Origin of the sequence: Clostridium sp. (assembly GCF_051650885.1) — a bacterium.
Classification (GTDB): Bacteria; Bacillota; Clostridia; order Clostridiales; family Clostridiaceae; genus Clostridium.
The window spans coordinates 17084-38609 of the sequence record NZ_JBOFRG010000320.1; the positions used below are offsets into that span (position 1 = coordinate 17084).

The window sequence follows — 21526 nt, forward strand, 5'->3', positions numbered from 1 at the left end:
ATATGGAAGGATATATACTTAAAATAAGAAGTTTAAAAAGGATAAGGTAAGGCAGAGAATGGTAAGAGATGTTAGGTTAATGGCTATAAGGTATATTGGAATTCTTATAGGTATATTAGATTTATTTGTATTTAATGCAAATACAAAGGTGATTTCCTTAATATTTATATTGTTATATATTTTAAATAATAATGTAAGGATATTTTATCTGAAAAAGGATATTTATAAGCTTGTATCAATAATTTTAGAGATAATAGGAATTGGAGTTTGTTGTTATTTGTTTAATTTAACAGGGATTTTCTTTTTTGTAGGGGTTTCTATAGATATATTTTCTTTGAAGAATAGGTATGTAACTTATAGCTTAATGATTTTTATTTTAGGAGTTTCAACATTTGTTGATAAAAGTATTGGTTATCTATTCATATTTATAATTTTCTTTATTCTTTTAGATTATTTAAGTAAATTATATAATAGTAAGGTTTATGCTGAAAATCTTTATGATAAGCTTAGAATTTCAGAGGAAAAGTTAAAGACTGCTAATTATGAGCTTGAAATGTATGCATTGTCTATTGAAGAGCTTACACTACTTAAGGAAAGAAACAGAATTTCAAGAGAAATTCATGATAGTGTGGGACATGCACTTTCTACAACAATGATTCAATTAAATGCTATGGAGGCTCTTCTTAAAAAGGAAGATAATCCTTTAAGCAATATGGCATATAATTTAAGAGAATTTGTAAATGAAAGTCTTAAAGATGTTAGACTTGCAGTTAGAGAAATAAAGCCTGATAATTACAGTTCTTATGAGGGAATTTTAAGAATAAGAAGTGTTTTTACAAACTTTGAAAAGCTATCTAAAATGAAGGTTGAAGAATTTATTTCAAATGTTGAATGGGAATTGTCAGAATTTCAAATTTCTAATATATATAGAATAAGTCAAGAGGTGTTATCTAATGCATTAAGGCATGGTAAAGGAAGTAAAATTAGAGTTATTATGAATTTTACAAAAGATGAGTTTATTATGTCTTTTAAAGATAATGGAGTTGGCTGTGAAAATATTGAAAGAAAAGGAATTGGATTAAAAGGAATAGAGGAAAGGGTTAATGAGCTTAATGGAAGATTTGAAATTTCCTCTAAAAAAGATGATGGTTTTTTTGTTAAGATTATTATACCGAGGGGAAGAGGAGAAAAATGAGTAAGATAAAGGTTTTAATTGTAGATGATGAAATGTTAATTAGGGAAGGGCTTAAATTAATGTTATCTCTTTTTGAGGATTTAGAAATTGTAGGAACAGCGGAAAATGGATATAAAGCACTAGAATTTTGCAGTGAAAATGAAGTGGATTTAGTTTTAATGGATATTAGAATGGATACTTGTGATGGAGTTTTAGGGACAAGACTTATAAAGGAAAAGTTTTCAAAAATAAAGGTTATTATATTGACTACATTTAAAGATAAAGGATATATAAATGAAGCTTTAAAGTATGGAGCTTTTGGGTATCTTTTAAAGGATAGTTCTCATGATGTCATTTATGAAAGTATAAAGGCTGCATTTAAAGGAAATATGGTTGTACATCCTGATGTGGCAAAGGAAATGCTAGAAAGAAAAGAAAAGGTTTCTTTAGATAATGAAAGGTTTAATTTATCTGAAAAAGAAATAGAAATTATAAAAAACATTGGTAAAGGTCTTAGCAATAAAGAAATTTCAGAAGAGATGTTTTTATCAGAGGGAACTATAAAAAACAATATTACAGGAATATTAAATAAATTAGAACTAAGAGATAGAACGCAAGTTGCAATCTTTGCTTTTAAAAATGGAATAGTAGATTAAAAATATATAAAAAGTTCTTAGATTTTTATAATCTAAGGCTTTTTTTAATTTAACTTAAATATAAGGAAAGAATATTATCAAATTTATATTTTTTTGAATAGAATATTAAGTAAAGAAATGTACAAAGGAGAAGGAGATAGTAAAATGCCAATGAGAAAACACATTTTAATAGTAGATGATGACATAATAAATTTAAAGGAGGCAGAAAAAATATTAAAAGAGAAGTATAAGGTAACTCTTTTAATATCGGGAGAAGAAGCCTTGAAATTTTTAAAAAAGAATAAGGTAGATATTATTATATTAGATGTGGAGATGCCAGGATTAAGTGGAATTGATGTAATGAAAAAAATAAAAAGAAGTTCTGTAATGAAAAACATGCCTATTATATTTACAGGAGAAAATTTAGAATTAGAAAGAAAAGCTATGAGAATTGAAAATGGTGGAATTGATTTTTTTAGAAAGCCTTTTATTGAGGAAACTTTACTAAAGAAATTGAAAAATTATATTCAATTTTTAAATTATAAAGAGGAATTTAAAGAAATATTAGAAGAAAAAGTTGAGATTATAGAAAAGCTTCAAACGGTAATGTTATTTTCATTAGCAGAGCTTGTTGAATGTAGAGATATAAATACTGGGGGACATGTTAGGCGAACGGCTAAGTATGTAGAGATTTTAATAGACGAAATGAAGAGGAAAGGCATTTATAAAGAAATTCTAACTGAAGAATATATAAAAGATACAATAAGGTCTGCACCTCTTCATGATGTAGGGAAAATAGGAATAGATGATAAAACTCTATTGAAAAATGGATCTTTAAGTAATGAAGAGTTTGAATTTATGAAGCAGCATACTACTTTAGGAGCAAAGGCACTACAAAGTATGATTGAGAAAACTAGAGGTGAAAGCTTTTTATATATAGCAAAGGATATGGCGAAATATCATCATGAAAAGTGGAATGGAAAGGGATATCCAGAAGGACTTCGTGGAGAGGAAATTCCATTATGTGCAAGAATTATGGCAATAGCAGATGTTTATGATGCATTGACAACTAAAAGACCTTATAAAGAAGGGTTTAGTCATGAAATGGCATATAAATTAATAACAGAAAATAGTGATATAATGTTTGATCCTAAAATAGTAGAAATCTTCAAAGAAATCCATGAAAAATTTAAAAAAGTTAAATAGATAAGATTTGATTCAGTTGAAGTTTTATTTCAACTGAATCAAACTTTTATCAAGAATATTTATAGTAATTAGAGAATTTATGATGTAGACAAAAAGGTATAAGATAACATATAATTTTATTGTATAAATATGTAAAGGGGTTGTTTTTATGGAAATAAAGTATAAGTTTCCGAAAGGATTTTTATGGGGGTCTGCAACATCAGGACCACAATCAGAGGGGAGCTTTAATAAGCCTCATAAGAGTGTTTTTGACCATTGGTTTGAAGTAGAACCAGAAATATTCTTTGATAATGTAGGACCAGAGGTTACATCAAATTTCTATAACAGTTATAAAGAAGATATAAAAATGCTTAAGTCTATAGGACTTAATTCTTTTAGAACATCAATTCAATGGACAAGACTTATAAAGGATTTTGAAACAGGAGAGACTGATTTAGATGGAGTAAACTTTTATAACAATGTTATAGATACTTGCTTAGAAGAAGGCATTATTCCAGTTATGAATTTACATCATTTTGATTTACCAGTAGAATTATATGAAAAGTATGGTGGATGGACTTCAAAGCATGTAGTTGAACTTTTTAAAGTCTTTGCAGAAAAAGCATTTAAGCTTTTTGGAGACAGAGTTAAATATTGGACAACTTTCAATGAGCCAATAGTAGTTGTAGAAGGGCAATATCTTTATGGATTCCACTATCCAAAGCTTGTAGATGGAAAGAAGGCTGTACAATGTCTTTATAATTTAAATTTAGCATCAGCTAAAGCAATAGAAGCTTATAGGGAGCTTAAATGTGATGGAAAGATTGGAATAGTTTTAAATCTTACACCATCATATCCAAGAGATAAAGATAATGAAGAAGATGTAAGAGTGGCAAAGCTTGGAGATGACTTCTTTAATAATTCATTCTTAGACCCAGCAGTACATGGAACTTTCCCTGAAAACTTAGTTAAAGTTTTAAAGGATGATGATGTATTATGGGAATCGACTGAAGAGGAATTAAACATAATAAAAAATAATACTGTTGATTTCTTAGGAGTAAACTATTATCAACCAAGAAGAATAAAACCAAGAGAAACTGAATTTGATAATAGCAATGGTTGGATGCCTGATAAGTACTTTGAAATGTATGAAATGCCTGGAAGAAGAATGAATCCTTACAGAGGATGGGAAATATATCCTGAAGCTATGTATGATATAGCTATGAATATAAAAGAAAATTATAAAAATGTTCCATGGTATATTTCAGAAAATGGAATGGGTGTTGAAGGCGAAGAAAGATATATAAATAAAGATGGAAAAATAGAAGATGATTATAGAATAGACTTCTTTAAAGAGCATTTAGAACATCTTCATAGAGGAATAGAAGAAGGTTCAAACTGTTTTGGGTTCCATTCATGGACACCAATTGATTGTTGGTCATGGTGTAATGCATATAAAAATAGATATGGATATATAAGCTTAGATTTAAAGACTTTAGAGAAAAAAGTTAAAAAATCAGGTGAATGGATAAAAGAAGTAGCTAAAAATAACGGATTTTAAATAATAAGGCTAATATGAGCGTGAAATACGCACATATTAGTCTTTTTTTTTGTAACAAAAAAAGATTAAAAGATTAGATTATATTAAGGGGTGGTATGTATAGATTTAAATATTGTAAGAAATGAGAAGAAATATAGGATTGAACAAATTACAAAGTATAGACTTATAGATGTTTTAGAAAAGGTGATGAAAAAAGATAACTTTAGTGAAAATGAGAGTTATAAAGTACGAAGCTTATACTTTGATACCATTTATAACAAAGATTATATAGAAAAGAAAAGTGGCATTGAAAAAAGAAGAAAGATAAGGCTAAGAACATATAATGAGAATGAAGATTTAGTAAAGCTTGAAATAAAAGAAAAAATAAATGAAGTTCAAAGAAAAGAAAGTATTTTAATTAAAAAAAATGCAGCATTAAAATTGATAAATGGAGATTACGATGTATTAAGACTTATAAAAAGTCCTATAGCAAAAAAAATACAGTATATTATGCAATTAGAGCTATATAAGCCAACTTGTATTATAGAGTATGAAAGAACTGCATTTGTTTTAGAAGAAAATGATACAAGGATAACTATAGATGAAAATATAAGAAGTACAGAAAGTAATTTTGATTTATTTTCAAAAGAATTAATGTTAAATAAAGTAGTGGAAGATGTAGTTTTAGAAGTTAAATATGATAGATTTTTAGTTAGTTATATTAAGGATATTTTAGATAGTGTAAATAAGCTAGATACTTCATGTAGTAAATACTGTATGGGAAGAGTTTTAGAATGGATTTAGGAGGGAGTATATGAAAGATGCATTAATAGAAAAATTTCTAAATATAGATGGAGATTTAACTATTGAGATGATAGGAATGAGATTTTTAATCTCTGGAGTTTTAGGCTTAGCAATTTATTTATCATATAAGTTTTCACATTCAAGAGCAATATATAGTGCAAGATTTAATGTGTCTTTAATAATGCTTACATTAGTTACAACTATGGTTATGAGTGTTATAGGAAATAATGTGGCACTGTCTCTTGGAATGGTTGGAGCTTTATCAATTGTAAGGTTTAGAACAGCTATAAAAGACCCTAGGGATACTATATATATTTTTTGGTGCATAGTAAATGGAATTTGTTGTGGAGTTGATGAGTTTACTGTTTCATTTATAGGAAGTGGAATTATATTTATATTTTTGCTTTTCTTTGGAGGGATAAAAGCTAATGATAGATATTTGCTTGTAATTCATGGAGAAGGAGAAATAGAAGAAAGTGTTGAAGAGAAAATTCTTGTATTTTATAAAGGAAAAGCAATACTTCGAGTTAAAAATACAAGAAAAGAAAGATATGAGTATATATATGAATTATCTAGAAAGGTTATGGAAGGAAATAAGAATAATATAATAAAGGAATTATATGAAATAAAGGGCGTAGAAAATATAAATCTTATATGTCAAAATGAGGAAACAAGCAGATGATAAGCAAAAAGAAAATAACTTTATTTTGTGCAGTAGGAATGTTTATAATTGGAATTTTTACTATAGAACTTGGAAAGAAAGAAGAAAAAAAGGAAAGTCATACACATTACACAAGAGAAGAGGTTGAAGAAAAAACAGAAATTAATGAAGACAATACTGTTGGGGAAGACTTTAAAACCCATCTTCCGTTGGTAATTATAGATACTGAAGGAAAAGAAGTAAAGTCTAATCTGAAATGGAATGAAGAAGATAAAATATTTAAAGAAAATGGAGAAGAGCCTTATGTAAAGGGAGATATAAAAGTAATTTATGAAGAAGGAAAAAAGAATAAAATTACAGACAAGCCTTTCTTAGATTCGAATATGAAGATAAAGGTTCGTGGAAATACTTCAAGTACCTTTGAGAAAAAGCAATATAAAATAAACTTGCTAAAGGAAAATGGAGAAAAAGATAAAAAAAATATATTAGATATGGGAGAAGACCATGAATGGATTTTAAATATATCAATGGTAGATAAATCTTTAATAAGAAATTATTTAGGACTAACTCTTGGAAAAGAAATTTTAGAGTATACACCAGAAGCCAGGTATTGCGAGGTTTTAATAAAGAAAAATGATAAATATTATTATGAAGGTGTATATCTTCTAATGGAGACGGTAAAAAGAGGAGATGAAGGGGTCCCTATATCAAAGTATGATGATAAATTTACAGAAGCACCATATATATTAAGGCGTGACAGATATGATGAAAATGGAATTATGTTAAATAATTATGGAAGAGAAAAAAGCGAAATATTAGGAGTTTTAGAGGTTAAATATCCAAATAAAAAAGAAATAACAAAGGAAACTTTAACTTACATAGAAAGTGAAGTAAGTGAGATTGATAAAAGTCTTTTATCAAAGGACAAGGAAGAATTTTTAAAGTATAAGGAGTATTTAGATGAGGAAAGCTTTATTGATTATTTTATAATTAATGAGTTTTTATTAAATTATGATGCAGGATATCATTCAACTTATTTTTATAAGGAAGCTAAAGGAAAGCTAAAGGCAGGTCCAGTATGGGACTTTGATATGAGTATTGATAATGCACATAAGTATAAAGCTGATTTATATACAACAGCAATGCATAGTGCACCATGGTTTAAGGAACTTTTAAAAGATGGTGAATTTACTTTAAAAGTAAAAGAAAGATATGAAGAACTTAGAAAGAATGAATTATCAGAAGAAAAAATAAATAAAATTATTGATGAAACAGTAATGTATTTAGGTAGTAGCATAGAACGGGATAGAAAAAGATGGGATAAGGCTTATAACAGTTTTGATGAAAAATATAACATAGAAACTAAAAGCCATGAAGAAGAAATAAATAAGATAAAATATACCTTAAAAGAGCATGGAAGGTTTCTAGATGAAGAGATAGATTCTTTATATCAATTTTCAGAGTTCCAGTTTAGTGAGAATAATAATGAAAAGCTAAAAGATTTTTTAGGCATAGGATTTATAATTCTATTTATAGTATCTATAATTCTTGTACAAAGAGATTAATTAGAGGAGAAAACTATGGAAAATAAAAATAGTGGAAATAAAAAGAGAAGGAAATTTTTATTCTATTTTTGGGTTATATGGAGTTTCCTATATATAGGTTGGAGAATATTTTTTACAATACCTATAGATTATGGAATGGTATCTTTAGTTTGTGGGATATTATTAGTAGTATCAGAGCTTATTGGTATTGTAGAAGCATTTTCACATTATAAAACTTTATCTAGTTTTAATGAACCTAAAATGCCAAAGGTACCTTTAAAAGATTATCCAGAGATAGATGTTTTTATCACAACTCATAGTGAAAGTGCAAAAGTATTATATAAGACTATTAATGGATGCATTCATATGAAATACCCAAGAAAAGAAAAAGTTCATATATATTTATGTGATGATACAAATAGAAAAGAAATGAGGGAGCTTGCAGAAAATTTTAATATAGGATATATCTCATTAAAAGAAAATAAAAGTGCAAAGGCTGGAAATATAAATAATGCTTTAAGAAATACAAAATCTCCTCTTGTAGTAACCTTTGATGCAGATATGATTCCAAGAAAAGAATTTTTAATGGAAACAGTACCTTACTTTTTCTTACCTAAAATGATAGAAGAAGAGGAGGGATGGAGATATAGACTAGATGAAGAAATTGATGAAGATTTTAAAATAGGCTTTATTCAAACGCCTCAAAGCTTTTATAATCCTGATCTTTTTCAATATAATTTATATTCAGAGGATAATGTTCCAAATGAGCAGGATTATTTCTTTAAAGAAGTTAATGTAGGAAGAAATGGTGTAAATACACCAATATATGCAGGATCAAATACAGTAATTTCAAGAGAGGCTTTAGAAGAAGTTTCAGGAATAGTAGAAGGAAATATTACAGAAGATTTTGCAACAGGAATAAAGATACAAGAAAAAGGATATACTTGTTATGCTATAAAAAAGGTGTTAGCACATGGACTTGCACCAACAGATTTTAAAAATCTTATAAAGCAAAGGCAAAGATGGGGAAGAGGCTGTGTACAAACTATAAGGAGTTTGAAATTTATCTTTGGAAAGCTTAGTATTAGAGGAAAATTAAGTTATTTAACTTGTTTCTTATATTGGTGGACATTCTTTAGAAGATTGATATATATACTTTCACCAATTCTTTTTTCAGTATTTGGAATAATTATAGTGGATTGTACATTAAAAGAATTAATGCTTATTTGGCTACCATCATATCTTTTATATAATATTACATTGAAAAAGCTTTCAGGAGATTTAAGAAACCAAAAATGGAATAATATAATAGATACAATAATATTTCCATATTTAATAATTCCAATTATGCTAGAAACAATAGGTATTAAGTTAAAGAAATTTAATGTAACAGATAAAGATAAGGTTCATTCAAAAAATACTGAAATCAAATATGTAATCCCACATATAGTATTACTAGTAGCAACTATTATAGGAGTTTTAGTTACTATAGGTTTAATGTTGAAATATAAGGTTATAGCAGGAGTAATTATATTATATTGGCTACTTTTAAATGGATATTTCTTAGTGATGGCAATATTATTTATGTTAAGTCGTATAAATTATAGGAAAGAAGATAGATATTGTGTTAGAGAAGAAGTTGAAATTTGGACAGTGAATGAGGCTATTATCGGTGTTACTTATGATTTGTCAGAAAGTGGAATGAGTGTCATATTAGATAAGCCTCGTTATATTCCCCAAAATGAAATAATAAAATTGAGTATTAGCACAAAGGATTATTATTCAGAATTTAGAGGTAAGGTTATTCATGTAAATAATATGGGAGATGGCTATAAATATAGTATAAAAATTTTAGCTATGAGCGAAGAAGATAGAAGAGAATATTATGGAATTGTTTATGACAGGGAGCATACCTTAGCAATGGCATTACGTTCAAATACAATAAAAGAAATTAAAAATAATATTTTAAATAGAGTTAAGGGTGTGAAACAATCTAAAAGGGCATTACCTAGAATTGTTTTAAATAAATTGGTTAAGGAAAGGGACAATAGAGTAATTAAAATTGTAGATTTTAATTATGAATATGTTTTGCTAGATAAGGTATATGATGAAAAAATAACTTTAAATATAGATGGGATTTTACTTTATCTTAGACTTGTAGACTTAGGAAGAAGTGATTCATTGTATAAAATAGAAAATTATAGTGAAGTTTTAAGTGATAAGATAAAGCTTGAAAAAATATATAAATTTTTAGATAAGTAAGCAGATGAAAAATCATCTGCTTTTTAAATTGAAAAATAAGGAAAAAATGTAGTAAATATGATAATATAATATTAAAAGAGAATAGAAGGGGTAAAAAATGAAAGAAAGTGTAATAGAAAATATAGGAGAGGTAGCTAAAGATAAAGAAAACATAAAGAAACTTACAGTACAAGAAATAATTTTTATGATTTTTAAATTACAAAGTGGTGAAAATAGAGAAGAACTTAAAGAAGATATAAAAATTTATATAGATGGACTATCAGAAAAGCTAATTGAAAGTGAAAAGCTTTATATAGCATATAATAAAATTACAAATTATATGCATACAGATTATGAAAGGAGAGCATGGATATTTTCAGAAGAAGAATTTGGTGAATTAGCGAGAGAACATTTTGAAAAAACAGGATTGAATCTCTATATTAAAGGTTTAAATAATGATGAAATTATAAAAAGCTTTAGTGAATTTTATAGACTAGGAATAGAAGGTATAGTAATAGATAATGGGCAATATACTTTGAATTTAGAAAGAGAAAAATTGATTCCAGCTATGGATTACAGTGGCTTTGATGAAAAAGATATACCAGTAACTAATCCTGAGTTATGTTATAGTATGATGAAGTTTAGACAAGAATTAGATAATAAGAAAAACAATTATGAAGGAAAAGAAAAGGTTTTAAGTTATTTAGAACTAGAAATGATGAAAGAAATAGTACAAGGAAAATATTTAGTGCCTATAATGGAATTAAAGGATTTAAAAAAAGAGGGTGGAGTTTTTCTTAAAAAGAAGGATGAAGTTCATTACGGAACATTAAAGGATGAAAAAGGAAAGGAATATTGTCCGATATTTACAGACTGGATTGAATTTAAAAAGAATTATGATACAGAAGTATGGATTGGGAAAAAGTGTAGTTACAATGAAATTGTAGAACTAGTAAAAGGTAAAAAAGATATAGTCATAAATCCTTCAGGCTTTAAAATTCAGATAAATGAAAAGAATAAAGAAAAAATAGAAATTTTTGAAGAGGGGTTAGGAAAAGAAAAAGAGCAAAAAGAAATTGAACTTAAAATTTTAGAAGCTAAAAATTTGCCAGTTGAAATGCTAGAAGAATTAAGAGTTTATATGAAAAAAATAAAAGAAATAAAAAGAGCATACTTTAGAGGAATAAAAATGGGCAATGAAGAAAAGAATTTGCTAATATTAGATACAGAAGAGGTTAAAGAAGAGGTTTTAGAAGAGCTACGAAAAATCTATAAAAATTATATAAAGGACAAAGAGATAGAAATAACTGAGAAAATTAGTTTTAGAGAAAGCTTAGATAAAATAGAGCCTTTTTATAAGAAAAAGAAATTTATAATTTTTTAAAAAATTATTCTAAATGTATTGCTAAAATGTATTATATATGTTAATATTTGGATGTGGAATAAAATAGGCAAATTTAGAGAAATCTAATGACGCAAAACTATAGGGACTAAAGTTTTTATTACTATGTCAGCCAGTTGCCAAAGAGGTTATACTTTTTGTTTTAAATGCATGTACAGTATGTGTATTTATTAGTAAGTTACTCTATGGTAGAGTAACTTTTTTTATGCAATTTTAATTGGTTAGAAAAAATTTAGGGTAAAAATATAGTCGGATTTTTAAATTATACCCCATATACCAAGAAGCCAGCAATTTATATTGCTGGCTTTCCCCATTTTAATGAATAAATAAGTAAAAAAGGAGAAAACTACTAAATATTATATTTAGGAGGTTTTTTTTATGAGAAAGATAGTATTTGGAATAATTTTAATTTTGAGCATAACCTTAATTTCTTGTGGAAATATAAAAATTGCATCAAAAACTAATTTAAGTGAAAAAAATGGCGTGGATTTTTCTTTTAGGGTTTCTTATGACCAAAATGTTGGAAAAGACATAAAAAATGATTTTATGGAAGGACAATTAGAATTAAATAATATAGTGGTAAATAAGTATGTAGAAGGTGCAAATACAATAGAAGAAATAAATGTAAAGGACAAATCCTTAAGCAATTTAGCTTCAAATGAAAATATAAAGAAAATTTTAAACTATAGAGTATCTAAAAAAGATTATTTTTATAAATCAGTATACATAGTAGAGATTAGACCAGGAACAGCAATATTTAATATAGAGAAAAAATATGAAGAAGAAAAAAGTAAAGAGGCTATAAGAAACATTCCTTTTACTAACATAGTTAGTTTTGATGGAGAATTGATAACTACAAATGCAAAGGAAATAGTTTCACCAAATGAGGTAAGATGGAATACTAAGATTGGACTTTTAAATAATAACACAGTTATGACACTCCAGTACAAAGTAAATACATGGTGGAAGATAGGGGTTCTTTTAGGTGGAATAGTAGTAATAGGTATAATTATATATTTATTAATGTTATTAAAAAGAAACAAGAAAAAAAGCAAGATTGAAAAAACTGATGGATATTAAAAATGATATAAATTAAAGAAAAAAAACCTATTTTTACTTTTGGCAAAAATAGGTTTTAAAAAAATATATTAAAAAGTTTTTAAAAGGAAGTTGTGATTTTCAATCACAATATCTAAGTTAATTAAGGAAGTTTATAATGATGACTTAAGGAAAGTAATCATTACTTACAATATTAGTATATGGAATTAGTATTAAAATGATACTAAATATAGAAATTAAAAATTTTAGAAGATATCCTGAAAGTTTTAATATTATTTAAAAAAATGTGAAAACGATTGCTAATATAGACATAAGATGATATTATAAAAATATACTAAATTTTTAGACAAGTTATCGATTTTGTAGGGAGGAATAGTAATGATTTATTCAGAAGGACAAAAAGAATATCATATAGATGTGGCGAAAGGTGAAGTTGGAGAGTATGTAATACTTCCAGGAGACCCTAAGAGATGTGAAAAAATAGCAAAGTATTTTGATAATCCAGTATTAGTGGCAGATAATAGAGAGTATGTAACTTATACAGGATATTTAGATGGAGTAAAGGTTAGTGTTACTTCAACTGGAATTGGAGGGCCATCAGCTGCAATAGCTTTAGAAGAACTTGTTAAATGTGGAGCAAAAACATTTATAAGAGTTGGAACTTGTGGTGGAATGGATTTAGAAGTTAAAGGTGGAGACTTAGTTGTAGCAACTGGAGCTATAAGAGCAGAAGGAACATCAAGAGAATATGCACCTATAGAGTATCCAGCAGTTGCAAACCTTCAAGTTGTAAATGCATTAGTAAAAGCATCAGAAGATGCAAAAGAAACTTATCATGTTGGAGTATGTCAATCAAAGGATTCATTTTATGGACAACATACACCAAGTGATAAGCCAGTAAGCTATGACCTTGAAAACAAATGGGAAGCATGGATAAGATGTGGTGCTTTAGCATCAGAAATGGAAGGAGCTGCTCTTTTCATAGTAGGAAGCTTTTTAAGAGTAAGAGTAGGGGCTATATTCTTAGTAATGGCAAACCAAGAAAGAGCTAAAAAAGGATTAGATAATCCAGTTGCTCATGATACAGAAAAGGCTATTAAGGTTTGTGTTGAGGGAATTAGAAACTTAATTAAACAAGATAAAGGGAATTAAGAATTAAGAATGAAAAATTAAGAATTAGGGGAATCGCAAGGGATTCTTCTGAGGGCTCAAAATTTATCTAGCGATAAATTTTATCGCAAGGAAGGTTTTTGAGTTAAGAGGTTAGAAGTAAGAAGTAAGAGTTTTTAATTTAGAATGAAAAATTAGAAATTAAGGGAATTCTAAGCGGTTCTTCTGGAAAGCTCAAAATTTATCTGGAGATAAATTTTATCGCAAGGAAGGTTTTTGAGTTAAGAGGTTAGAAGTAAGAGTTTTAATTTAGAGTGAAAAATTAAGAGTGAAAAATTAAGAGTTGATGGGAATTTTAAGCGATTCTTTTGGAAGGCTCAAAATTTATCTGGCGATAAATTTTATCGAGAGAAGGGATTTTGGTTAAGATTTTAGAAGTAAGAGTTTTAGTAACTCTTACCTGTTACCTATTAACTCTTAACTAAAGAAGTTGGAGGAGAAAGTTATGAAAAAGTATAATAGAGTGTTTACAGTGGTAATAGATTCATTAGGAGTTGGAGAATTAGAGGATTGCAAGCAGTTTGGAGATGAGAATGTTGATACATTAGGTCATATCGCTGAATCAGTTGATAGCTTTAACATTCCTAACTTACAAAAGTTAGGGTTAGCTAATCTTCATAAAATTAAGCATGTAGATGCTATTGAAAGACCTTTAGGGTACCAAATGAAGATGAAGGAAGCTAGTAACGGAAAAGATACTATGACTGGACATTGGGAGATGATGGGGCTTCATATAACTAAGCCATTCCAAACATTTACTGATACAGGATTCCCTAAGGAATTATTAGATGAATTATCTAAGAGAACTGGTCACGGGATAGTAGGAAACAAGAGTGCTAGTGGAACAGCTATTTTAGATGAGCTTGGTGAGCACCAAATGAAAACTGGAGATATGATTGTTTATACTTCAGCAGATTCAGTTTTACAAATCTGTGGACATGAAGAAACTTTTGGTTTAGAAGAGTTATATAGATGTTGTGAAATTGCTAGAGAATTAACTATGAAGCCTGAGTGGATGGTTGGAAGAGTTATAGCAAGACCTTATTTAGGAGCAAAAGCTGGTGAGTTTAAAAGAACTAGTAACAGACATGACTATGCATTAAAACCATATGGTAAAACTGCATTAGATACATTAAAAGAAAATGGATTAGATGTTATTTCAGTTGGTAAAATCAAAGATATATTTGATGGTGAAGGAATAACTGAAGGAAATAGTTCAAAAAGTTCAGTTCATGGAATGGAGCAAACTATTGAAATCCAAAAAAGAGATTTTGAAGGATTATGCTTTGTAAACTTAGTTGACTTTGATGCTCTTTGGGGACACAGAAGAAATCCACAAGGATATGCTAAAGAATTAGAAATGTTTGATGTAAAACTTGGTGAATTCTTAAACGGAATGAAAGAAGATGATTTATTAATAATCACAGCTGACCATGGTAATGACCCAACTTACAAAGGAACAGACCATACAAGAGAGCATGTACCATTCTTAGCTTACTCACCTTCAATGAAGGAAACTGCTATAATGGATACAGTAGATACATTTGCTACTATAGGAGCAACTATTGTAGATAACTTTGGATATGAAATGCCAGAAAACACAATTGGAAAATCAGTTTTAGATAAATTAAAATAATTAAAGAAAACTCGCTTAGGCGAGTTTTTTTGCTTTTAAATTTAAAAAACCTGAATTGAATTTAAGGATTTGCATATTCTAAATTATAAGGGATTTAGAGGTGTGTTAAATGAAAGATTTAGAGTTTATTCATTCTGAGAAAGCAGAGTTTATATATGATGTTATAGCAGGGGTACTTTCAATAATAGCTCTTTTTGTTGTAATGCTTCAGTTTTCTAATGGACTAGAAATGGGAGAAATATATTGGCTAAATATTATAGACAATACTGTTTATATTATTTTTTGTATTGATTATGTTTTTAGAGCTTTAACAACAAAGGATAGAAAAAGATTTTTCAAACATAATATAGTAGATTTAATAGCACTTATTCCATTTCAGTTTTTTATTAAATCAGGAGTTGGAAGTATATTTAAGCTTCTTAGAGTAGTTACTTATTTATTAAGGCTTATAGGGCATATGAAAGAGATACTTTTTACGAATGGTTTTATATATGCCCTAGGGGCAAGCGTTGTTATTACTTTGCTTGGTTCAGTTGGAATTTATATTTTTGAAGGTGGAGCAGGAACTAATGTGGAAACTTATGGTGATGCACTTTGGTGGAGCTTTGTTACTGTTACAACAGTAGGGTATGGAGACATTAGCCCTGCTACTGATATTGGTAGGCTTATAGCTTGTGTATTAATGCTTACAGGAATAGGTGCTATTAGTATGCTTACAAGTACAATATCAACTTTTTTCTTTAGTGCAGTAAATAAGAAAAATAAAAAAGAAAATTTAGAAGTAGAAACCTTAGATATTTCAGATTTATCTATTGAAAAAAGAAAGATGCTTATAGGGTTTTATGAATTTTTAAAGAAGGAAGATTAGAGTTAAAATTAAAAACTCTAATTTTTTTTTTTTTTGAATTTTTGAAAGGTTTCTTAAAGAAAGTACGATTATATTAGTGAAAAGTAAATTTACTTAAAATTCCAAATTGAAAAAGGGGGGATTGTCATTGGAGAATGAAGAACTTTTAGAAATGCTTAGGAAGAAAGATGAAAAAGGTGTGGAGATGGCTATTTCTATGTATTCAAATCTCTTATTTAAAGTGGCATATAGTGTGCTTTTAAATAGAGAGCAGTCCGAAGAAGTAGTTAATGATGTGTTTTTAAAAATGTATTTAAATATAGATAAGTTTAGTGGGGATGTAAATAAATTTAAAAATTGGCTTTGTACAATAAGTAAGTATACTGCAATAGATAAGATGCGGCAGGAGAAAAAGTATAAAAATTCAGTAGATATAGAAAATATGAACTTGTGTGAAAAAGAAGATATTTTAGAAAATGAAATAAAAAGAGAAGAGCTTGAAAAGGTTAGGAATTTTATAAATGAAATGAAAAAAGTTGATAGAGAGATATTTATACGAAGGTTTTACAATGATGAAAAAATTAGTAGTATAGCAAAAACTGTTCATATGAGCGAAAATGCAGTAACTCTTAGAATTCTTAGAGGTAGAAAGAGAATTAGTGAATTTTTAGAAGGAGGAAATATTAATGGGTAAAGATTATTTAGATAATATTGAAGAGTTTAATACAGAAAAGTTACCAGATGTAAATTTAAATAAAGATGAGATAAATAGAGTAAAAGAAAATGTTTTAAAGGTATTAAAGTTACTTAAAGAAAAAGAAAATGGAAGGGCTTTTGAGATAAGTGTAGAAGAAGCTATGAAGATAAGAGAAGCTATTGGAAGTAGTGCTGAAAAGAAGATTTTTGGTGTAGAAAATACAAAGCTTATGAGAGCCTTAATAACTGAGGAAGTAAAAAAGAAATATGGGATAGAAAAAAGAGATATAGTTTATGAATATTATACTAGAATGCCTGGAGAAGCATATTGGTTTTGGAAAGCTACTGTATATTATGAAATTATTATAACAAAAAATAAGGTTTTAATGCTTGGATTTGATGCAGATGTAAATATTACAATAGAAAAATATTTAGAGCCAAAAGAAATAGAAGCAGCAGGTTTGTTAGTTAAAGAAGGTGAAAAAAGCATAGTAGGTGGGGACGCTTTTGTAATTCAATTAGTTGATGGAACTAGATTTTATATAGATTATAAAGATAATGATATGAAAAATGAGACTAAAGAATTAATGAATAATATAAGCAGATTAGGTGTTAAAGATATTAAAAGTGAAGCGAAGAAAAATAATAGAGCAGTAATATTATTTTATGTTATTACAATAGCAATAGGAATTGGATTAGTATATTCGTTTTTATAAAAACTTTGTATAAAGGAGTATTGATGATGGAGAAAAATAAGTTGATAAATAGATTGAAAGCTGGGGAAATAAAGGCTTTAGATGAAGCTATATCTTTATATTCAAATTTAGCTTTTAAAGTTTCCTATGATATTTTAAAGGAAAAGAGAGAGGCAACAGAAGTTGTGCAGTCAGTTTTTATGGTTATGTATGCAAATGTAGACAAGTTTAATGGAGATGAAAAGCTATTTAAAAATTGGATATGTACTATAAGTAAGGGAATTTCACTAGAGTATAAGGGATTAAAGTAAAGGAGGAAATATTATGGATAAGGATTATTTAGATAATATTGAAGAGTTTGATTTAGAAAAATTACCTAAAATAGATTTAGAAAATGAAAAGATAGATAAAATAAAAGAAAATATAATAAAGGGAATAGAAAGGTTAAAAGAAAAAAATAAGAATATAGGCTTTGCAGTTAGTTTAGAAGATGTATTAAAAATAAAAGAAAGCTTAGGAGAAGATGATAGTAAGCCGATTTTTGGAATAGAAAATGCTAAATTAATGAGAAAGATTTTAATTGGAGAAATTAAAAGAAAATATAATATTAAAAATGAAGATATTGTTTATGAATATAAAAGTAGAAGCCGTGGAGAAGAAACATGGGTATGGGAATCTATTGTATATAATGAATTTATTTTAACTAAGAAGGGTCTTCTTATAATAGGTCTTGATGCAGATATAAGGGTGAAGATGGAAAAGTATGCATCATTTAGTGAAATAAAAAAGGTTGGTAAAATGGAAGGAGAAGAAGAAAATAATATATTTGGTACAGGTATAGGAATATTAGATTTAAAAGATGGAGTAAGATTATATATGCACTATAAACATTACAATATGGAAAAAGAATTCTGTGAGTTTGTAGGAAAACTTAAAGAATTTGGGATAAAAGAAGATAATGGTAGAAGCAAAAAAATGAATAGATTTATAATGGGAATGTATATATTTACAGTATCCATAATAGCCTACGTTTTATGCGATTTTATAAAGGGATATTTGTAAAAAACTTCTTAAATCTATTGCAATAATAGAAAAAAGATGGTATTATATTAAAAGTAGTAGAGTATACTATAGTAATATAAAAGAAAAGTTTTTGTATATATGTCTTTCTAAATTATTTAAAAAGATTCATTATAACAAAAAGCTATCTTTAAAATTTAGGAGGAATATATTATGACAGATAAGACAATTGTATGTAAAGATTGCGGACAAGAATTCGTATTCACAGTAGGAGAGCAAGAATTCTACAAAGAAAAAGGATTCGATAACGATCCAGTTAGATGTAACGACTGTAGAAGAGCAAGAAAACAACAAAGAAATAACAGATAATTTCAATTGAAATTATTGTGAAAGCAGATTCTTAGAATCTGCTTTTTTTAATATAGTAAAGCTTTAATATTAATGAAATACTGTGTAGTATAAATTTCACTAAAGCAAGGGAATGATAAACTTAAATATATAAAGGAATATAGGTGAAGAGATGATAACTAAAAAGAGATTAAAAGAAGAGATTATAACATATGATGTAATAAATATTATAGAAGAAGATGGAACTCATGTTGAGTATGTAGAAGTAACTTTAGCTGACAGAATTATTGATGTACATATGGATACTAGAGAGGTTAATATAGGAATACTTGCAAATAAAATAATAGAAGATAATCTTTATGAAGAGTAAGATAAAACATCAGCCTCCTGGAATATTTTAGGGGGCTGATGTTTTTTGTAAACTAAAGATAGGATAAGGTATAAATATAGGGATATTATTATTTAGCTTAAATCATCTAGTATAAGGTTTCCACCAACTTCATAATCATAAATTGAATCTTTATTTTCTAAAGCTTTTTTAAAGCTCCAAGAAGCATTCCAAAGCTTAACTATATAAAGAAAATCAACAAGCTTATTTTTTTCAAATTCTTTAGGTTCTCTACCTAAATATTCACTTAAAAGAAATATACGCTCTTCTTCAGTTAAAAACCAAGATAGTGTAGCTAAATCAAAAAATGGGTCGTTAAGTCCTATAAATTCAAAATCTATAAAGAAAAGTTTGTCTTTCTTAAATAAGATGTTAGAAGTATTTAAATCATTATGGCAAAGCTTTAAAATATTAGAATCCTTATATGTACTGAAAATATGGGATTTTCTATCTAAAAAGGAGCGAATATTATGATTAAATTTATAGTTTTGTTTTTGTAAAAATGAAAAGTTTTTATCTATTTCATAAAAAGGATTAAAGAGTGGAAAGTTTTCTATAGAAATATTGTGAAATTTATTTAATGATAAAGCTAGATTTTTAAGAGTAGCCTTAGATTTAAAAAGGGTGAAGTTAAATTCAGTATCCTTAATATATTTACTTAGCATTATTCCAGAATCTTTATTATGATAAATAATTTTAGGTATAAGATTACTAGAAGATAAGAGTTGTATAGAGTTATGTTCAACATTAAAATTATTTTCGTTTTCTAAGCTTGGAATTCTTAAAACATAAAAGTTACCGAAATAATTTAGTAGAAAATTTTTGTTGTTAAGTCCTCCTAGTGTCTTTATTTTATATTTATTTAAAAACTCCATGTATACCTCCAAATAAAATAAGTTAACTATATTATAGCATGATAAATTAGAATTAAATTTTAAAAATAGGGAAATTTAATTTTAGGATTATGCCGTAATACACAGGAGGGGAATTATGATGAAAAGAAAATATATTATAATTTTTTTTGCAATAGTTATAGCAGTTTTTTTTAAAGAAAATGTTTCTTTTGCGGGAGAATTAGAAGAAAAAACTTTAGTTAGTAAAATTATGAGTAAAGAAAAAACTATAAATGTTATTGATAATAGAGGAGAAGAGAGGGCTGTTTTTAAAGTTGATGAATATATAAATAAAAAATCTATAATTCCTAAGAAAAAGGCAGAGGTGTTTGGTGAAACAGTATTATTAGTTGAAGCTAAAATAAGAGATGGAAAAGAAGCAAAGGCTTGGCTAAATGGGGAAAAATACGATATGGTTCTTGTAGATGAAAAAAAGAGTGAAAATGAAGAGAAGATAGCATATTTAAAATACAGAGCTTTTATAAAACTTCCTAAAACAGAAAAAAGAAGGTCATTAGGTAAGGTTAGTGTAGAACTTGGGAAACGTGGTGAAGTAATTTATGGAGGAGAAGTGATTATAAAGCCTTGTAAAGAAGTTAATTATGATATTTTAATAGATGAATGTGTAAGTAAAATATATGATGGGAGGGATACATCTTATGTACCTTTAGTAAATAGAGGAGGCCTTCCTATGGATACATTAGTAGAAGCTAAAGGAGAAATAAAAATTGATGATAAAGAGTACTATGTTTTAAAAAGTCTTGATAGAATAAAAAAAGAAGATTGTAAGGAAGTAAAAAGAATTTTAAATATAACAAATGATAAAAATGAAATAAGAGATATTCATATTAAAGAAGATGAAAGATTTACGATTTTAAGACTTAAGGAAGATTATAAGGGAGAGTTTAATTTAGCTTTTTGTGGAAGCTTTTTTAAGGATTATAAAAATAAAAATTTTAAAGTGATTGTAGGAAAAGATGATGAAGCAAATATTACCTTTATAAAGGGGAAAATTAAACTTTTAAAAACTTTAAAAGGAGGAGAAGATTCTCTTATAGATAAGGTCAAAAAAGAAAAGAATACATTGAAAGTAGAATTTAAAGACAGTTATTATGGATATTCTAGTTTTTATGATGATGAGGGCTTTTTAAATATTAAGTTTAAAAAGAAATTAAAAAAGCTTAAAGATGCAAAAATAATTATTGATCCAGGGCATGGAATGACAAATAAAGGTTTTTTTGATCCAGGTGCCTTAGGTTTTTATAATATAACTGAACATAAGATGAATGTAGACATAGCCAAAATGCTAGAGGCAAAACTTAAGAATAATGGAGTGAAGGTTATAAGGCTTAGAACATCTGAAAAAATATATAGCTTAATTGATAGACAAAAGAAAGCATATATAGAAGATGGAGATATGTTTATTTCTATACATCATAATGCAGGTTCAAAAGATACTATAAAGACTGAAACCTACTATAATTCAGACTTTTCAAAAAATCTTGCGAAAAATATAAATAATGAACTGGTAAAAAGTTATAAAGAAGATATATTTAAAAAGAATAAAGAGTCTTATGATGGTGGAGCT

General features: G+C 27.3%; 21 protein-coding genes and 1 riboswitch. Of the genes, 20 read left to right on the forward strand and 1 reads right to left on the reverse strand.

The annotated features are described in order from the left end of the window. Nucleotides 1–58 precede the first annotated feature (58 nt). The 19 genes from ACRC28_RS15700 to ACRC28_RS15790 all read left to right on the forward strand — a co-directional run bounded on the left by ACRC28_RS15700 (nt 59) and on the right by ACRC28_RS15790 (nt 19027). Nucleotides 59–1195, forward strand: a complete 1137-nt coding sequence (locus ACRC28_RS15700) for a sensor histidine kinase (RefSeq protein WP_438544383.1) — start codon at nt 59–61, stop codon at nt 1193–1195. Further along, a complete protein-coding gene (locus ACRC28_RS15705; RefSeq protein ID WP_438544384.1) occupies nt 1192–1830 on the forward strand; it encodes a response regulator transcription factor in 639 nt (212 codons plus the stop codon). The genes ACRC28_RS15700 and ACRC28_RS15705 overlap by 4 nt, the downstream gene beginning before the upstream one ends. A 93-nt stretch (nt 1831–1923) precedes the next feature. Beyond that, the gene (locus tag ACRC28_RS15710; protein WP_438544385.1) at nt 1924–3015 is read left to right on the forward strand and encodes an HD domain-containing phosphohydrolase; all 1092 of its coding nucleotides are present in this window, start codon (nt 1924–1926) and stop codon (nt 3013–3015) included. Between the two features lie 148 nt (nt 3016–3163). Then, nucleotides 3164–4555, forward strand: coding sequence for a glycoside hydrolase family 1 protein (locus ACRC28_RS15715; protein ID WP_438544386.1), 1392 nt, complete (start codon nt 3164–3166; stop codon nt 4553–4555). A gap of 90 nt (nt 4556–4645) precedes the next feature. Continuing rightward, on the forward strand, nt 4646–5338 hold the full coding sequence (locus ACRC28_RS15720; RefSeq protein WP_438544387.1) for a polyphosphate polymerase domain-containing protein: 693 nt from the start codon (nt 4646–4648) through the stop codon (nt 5336–5338). A 10-nt stretch (nt 5339–5348) separates the two neighbouring features. Beyond that, nucleotides 5349–6020 (forward strand): DUF4956 domain-containing protein, encoded by a 672-nt coding sequence (locus ACRC28_RS15725; RefSeq protein WP_438544388.1) that lies wholly within the window; start codon nt 5349–5351, stop codon nt 6018–6020. Next, on the forward strand, nt 6017–7564 hold the full coding sequence (locus tag ACRC28_RS15730) for a CotH kinase family protein (protein WP_438544389.1): 1548 nt from the start codon (nt 6017–6019) through the stop codon (nt 7562–7564). Before ACRC28_RS15725 ends, ACRC28_RS15730 begins: the two co-directional genes overlap by 4 nt. A 15-nt stretch (nt 7565–7579) precedes the next feature. Next, the gene (locus tag ACRC28_RS15735) at nt 7580–9805 is read left to right on the forward strand and encodes a glycosyltransferase (protein WP_438544390.1); all 2226 of its coding nucleotides are present in this window, start codon (nt 7580–7582) and stop codon (nt 9803–9805) included. A gap of 97 nt (nt 9806–9902) precedes the next feature. Continuing rightward, nucleotides 9903–11168, forward strand: a complete 1266-nt coding sequence (locus ACRC28_RS15740; protein ID WP_438544391.1) for an enhanced serine sensitivity protein SseB C-terminal domain-containing protein — start codon at nt 9903–9905, stop codon at nt 11166–11168. A 56-nt stretch (nt 11169–11224) separates the two neighbouring features. Continuing rightward, a riboswitch (cyclic di-GMP riboswitch) is annotated at nt 11225–11310 on the forward strand. 254 nt (nt 11311–11564) lie between these two features. Then, entirely contained in the window at nt 11565–12266 is a 702-nt protein-coding gene (locus tag ACRC28_RS15745; protein WP_438544392.1) for a hypothetical protein, read from the forward strand. A gap of 357 nt (nt 12267–12623) precedes the next feature. Further along, nucleotides 12624–13397 carry a uridine phosphorylase gene (gene udp, locus ACRC28_RS15750; RefSeq protein ID WP_438544393.1) on the forward strand — a complete coding sequence of 258 codons (774 nt, stop codon included), beginning with the start codon at nt 12624–12626 and terminating at the stop codon, nt 13395–13397. Nucleotides 13398–13860: 463 nt separating this feature from the next. Further along, nucleotides 13861–15051: a phosphopentomutase gene (gene deoB, locus ACRC28_RS15755; RefSeq protein ID WP_438544394.1), complete on the forward strand. Its 1191-nt coding sequence runs from the start codon at nt 13861–13863 to the stop codon at nt 15049–15051. A gap of 109 nt (nt 15052–15160) precedes the next feature. Beyond that, nucleotides 15161–15919, forward strand: a complete 759-nt coding sequence (locus ACRC28_RS15760; protein ID WP_438544395.1) for a potassium channel family protein — start codon at nt 15161–15163, stop codon at nt 15917–15919. 127 nt (nt 15920–16046) lie between these two features. Next, entirely contained in the window at nt 16047–16592 is a 546-nt protein-coding gene (locus ACRC28_RS15765; protein ID WP_438544396.1) for a sigma-70 family RNA polymerase sigma factor, read from the forward strand. After that, the gene (locus tag ACRC28_RS15770) at nt 16585–17310 is read left to right on the forward strand and encodes a hypothetical protein (RefSeq protein WP_438544397.1); all 726 of its coding nucleotides are present in this window, start codon (nt 16585–16587) and stop codon (nt 17308–17310) included. Before ACRC28_RS15765 ends, ACRC28_RS15770 begins: the two co-directional genes overlap by 8 nt. 26 nt (nt 17311–17336) lie before the next feature. After that, nucleotides 17337–17600: a sigma factor gene (locus tag ACRC28_RS15775; RefSeq protein ID WP_438544398.1), complete on the forward strand. Its 264-nt coding sequence runs from the start codon at nt 17337–17339 to the stop codon at nt 17598–17600. 13 nt (nt 17601–17613) lie between these two features. Next, a complete protein-coding gene (locus ACRC28_RS15780; RefSeq protein ID WP_438544399.1) occupies nt 17614–18351 on the forward strand; it encodes a hypothetical protein in 738 nt (245 codons plus the stop codon). A 171-nt stretch (nt 18352–18522) separates the two neighbouring features. Next, nucleotides 18523–18678 (forward strand): zinc-ribbon domain-containing protein, encoded by a 156-nt coding sequence (locus tag ACRC28_RS15785; protein ID WP_438544400.1) that lies wholly within the window; start codon nt 18523–18525, stop codon nt 18676–18678. A 151-nt stretch (nt 18679–18829) separates the two neighbouring features. Next, nucleotides 18830–19027 carry a hypothetical protein gene (locus tag ACRC28_RS15790; RefSeq protein WP_438544401.1) on the forward strand — a complete coding sequence of 66 codons (198 nt, stop codon included), beginning with the start codon at nt 18830–18832 and terminating at the stop codon, nt 19025–19027. A gap of 92 nt (nt 19028–19119) precedes the next feature. Here the strand turns inward: ACRC28_RS15790 and ACRC28_RS15795 are convergent, their stop codons facing one another. Next, nucleotides 19120–19920 (reverse strand): phosphotransferase, encoded by an 801-nt coding sequence (locus ACRC28_RS15795; protein ID WP_438544402.1) that lies wholly within the window; start codon nt 19918–19920, stop codon nt 19120–19122. Nucleotides 19921–20035: 115 nt separating this feature from the next. On the opposite strand from ACRC28_RS15795, the gene ACRC28_RS15800 reads away from it, so the two are divergent. Further along, the coding region (locus ACRC28_RS15800) for an N-acetylmuramoyl-L-alanine amidase family protein (protein WP_438544403.1) at nt 20036–21526 on the forward strand (1491 nt) is incomplete at its 3' end.

What these genes read in the sequence shown, in the direction of transcription:
- ACRC28_RS15700 (WP_438544383.1), top strand. Translation starts at nt 59, where the DNA reads ATGGTAAGAGATGTTAGGTTAATGGCTATAAGGTATATTGGAATTCTT.
- ACRC28_RS15705 (WP_438544384.1), top strand. Translation starts at nt 1,192, where the DNA reads ATGAGTAAGATAAAGGTTTTAATTGTAGATGATGAAATGTTAATTAGG.
- ACRC28_RS15715 (WP_438544386.1), top strand. Translation starts at nt 3,164, where the DNA reads ATGGAAATAAAGTATAAGTTTCCGAAAGGATTTTTATGGGGGTCTGCA.
- ACRC28_RS15725 (WP_438544388.1), top strand. Translation starts at nt 5,349, where the DNA reads ATGAAAGATGCATTAATAGAAAAATTTCTAAATATAGATGGAGATTTA.
- ACRC28_RS15730 (WP_438544389.1), top strand. Translation starts at nt 6,017, where the DNA reads ATGATAAGCAAAAAGAAAATAACTTTATTTTGTGCAGTAGGAATGTTT.
- ACRC28_RS15735 (WP_438544390.1), top strand. Translation starts at nt 7,580, where the DNA reads ATGGAAAATAAAAATAGTGGAAATAAAAAGAGAAGGAAATTTTTATTC.
- ACRC28_RS15740 (WP_438544391.1), top strand. Translation starts at nt 9,903, where the DNA reads ATGAAAGAAAGTGTAATAGAAAATATAGGAGAGGTAGCTAAAGATAAA.
- ACRC28_RS15745 (WP_438544392.1), top strand. Translation starts at nt 11,565, where the DNA reads ATGAGAAAGATAGTATTTGGAATAATTTTAATTTTGAGCATAACCTTA.
- udp (WP_438544393.1), top strand. Translation starts at nt 12,624, where the DNA reads ATGATTTATTCAGAAGGACAAAAAGAATATCATATAGATGTGGCGAAA.
- deoB (WP_438544394.1), top strand. Translation starts at nt 13,861, where the DNA reads ATGAAAAAGTATAATAGAGTGTTTACAGTGGTAATAGATTCATTAGGA.
- ACRC28_RS15760 (WP_438544395.1), top strand. Translation starts at nt 15,161, where the DNA reads ATGAAAGATTTAGAGTTTATTCATTCTGAGAAAGCAGAGTTTATATAT.
- ACRC28_RS15770 (WP_438544397.1), top strand. Translation starts at nt 16,585, where the DNA reads ATGGGTAAAGATTATTTAGATAATATTGAAGAGTTTAATACAGAAAAG.
- ACRC28_RS15775 (WP_438544398.1), top strand. Translation starts at nt 17,337, where the DNA reads ATGGAGAAAAATAAGTTGATAAATAGATTGAAAGCTGGGGAAATAAAG.
- ACRC28_RS15780 (WP_438544399.1), top strand. Translation starts at nt 17,614, where the DNA reads ATGGATAAGGATTATTTAGATAATATTGAAGAGTTTGATTTAGAAAAA.
- ACRC28_RS15785 (WP_438544400.1), top strand. Translation starts at nt 18,523, where the DNA reads ATGACAGATAAGACAATTGTATGTAAAGATTGCGGACAAGAATTCGTA.
- ACRC28_RS15790 (WP_438544401.1), top strand. Translation starts at nt 18,830, where the DNA reads ATGATAACTAAAAAGAGATTAAAAGAAGAGATTATAACATATGATGTA.
- ACRC28_RS15795 (WP_438544402.1), bottom strand. Translation starts at nt 19,920, where the DNA reads ATGGAGTTTTTAAATAAATATAAAATAAAGACACTAGGAGGACTTAAC.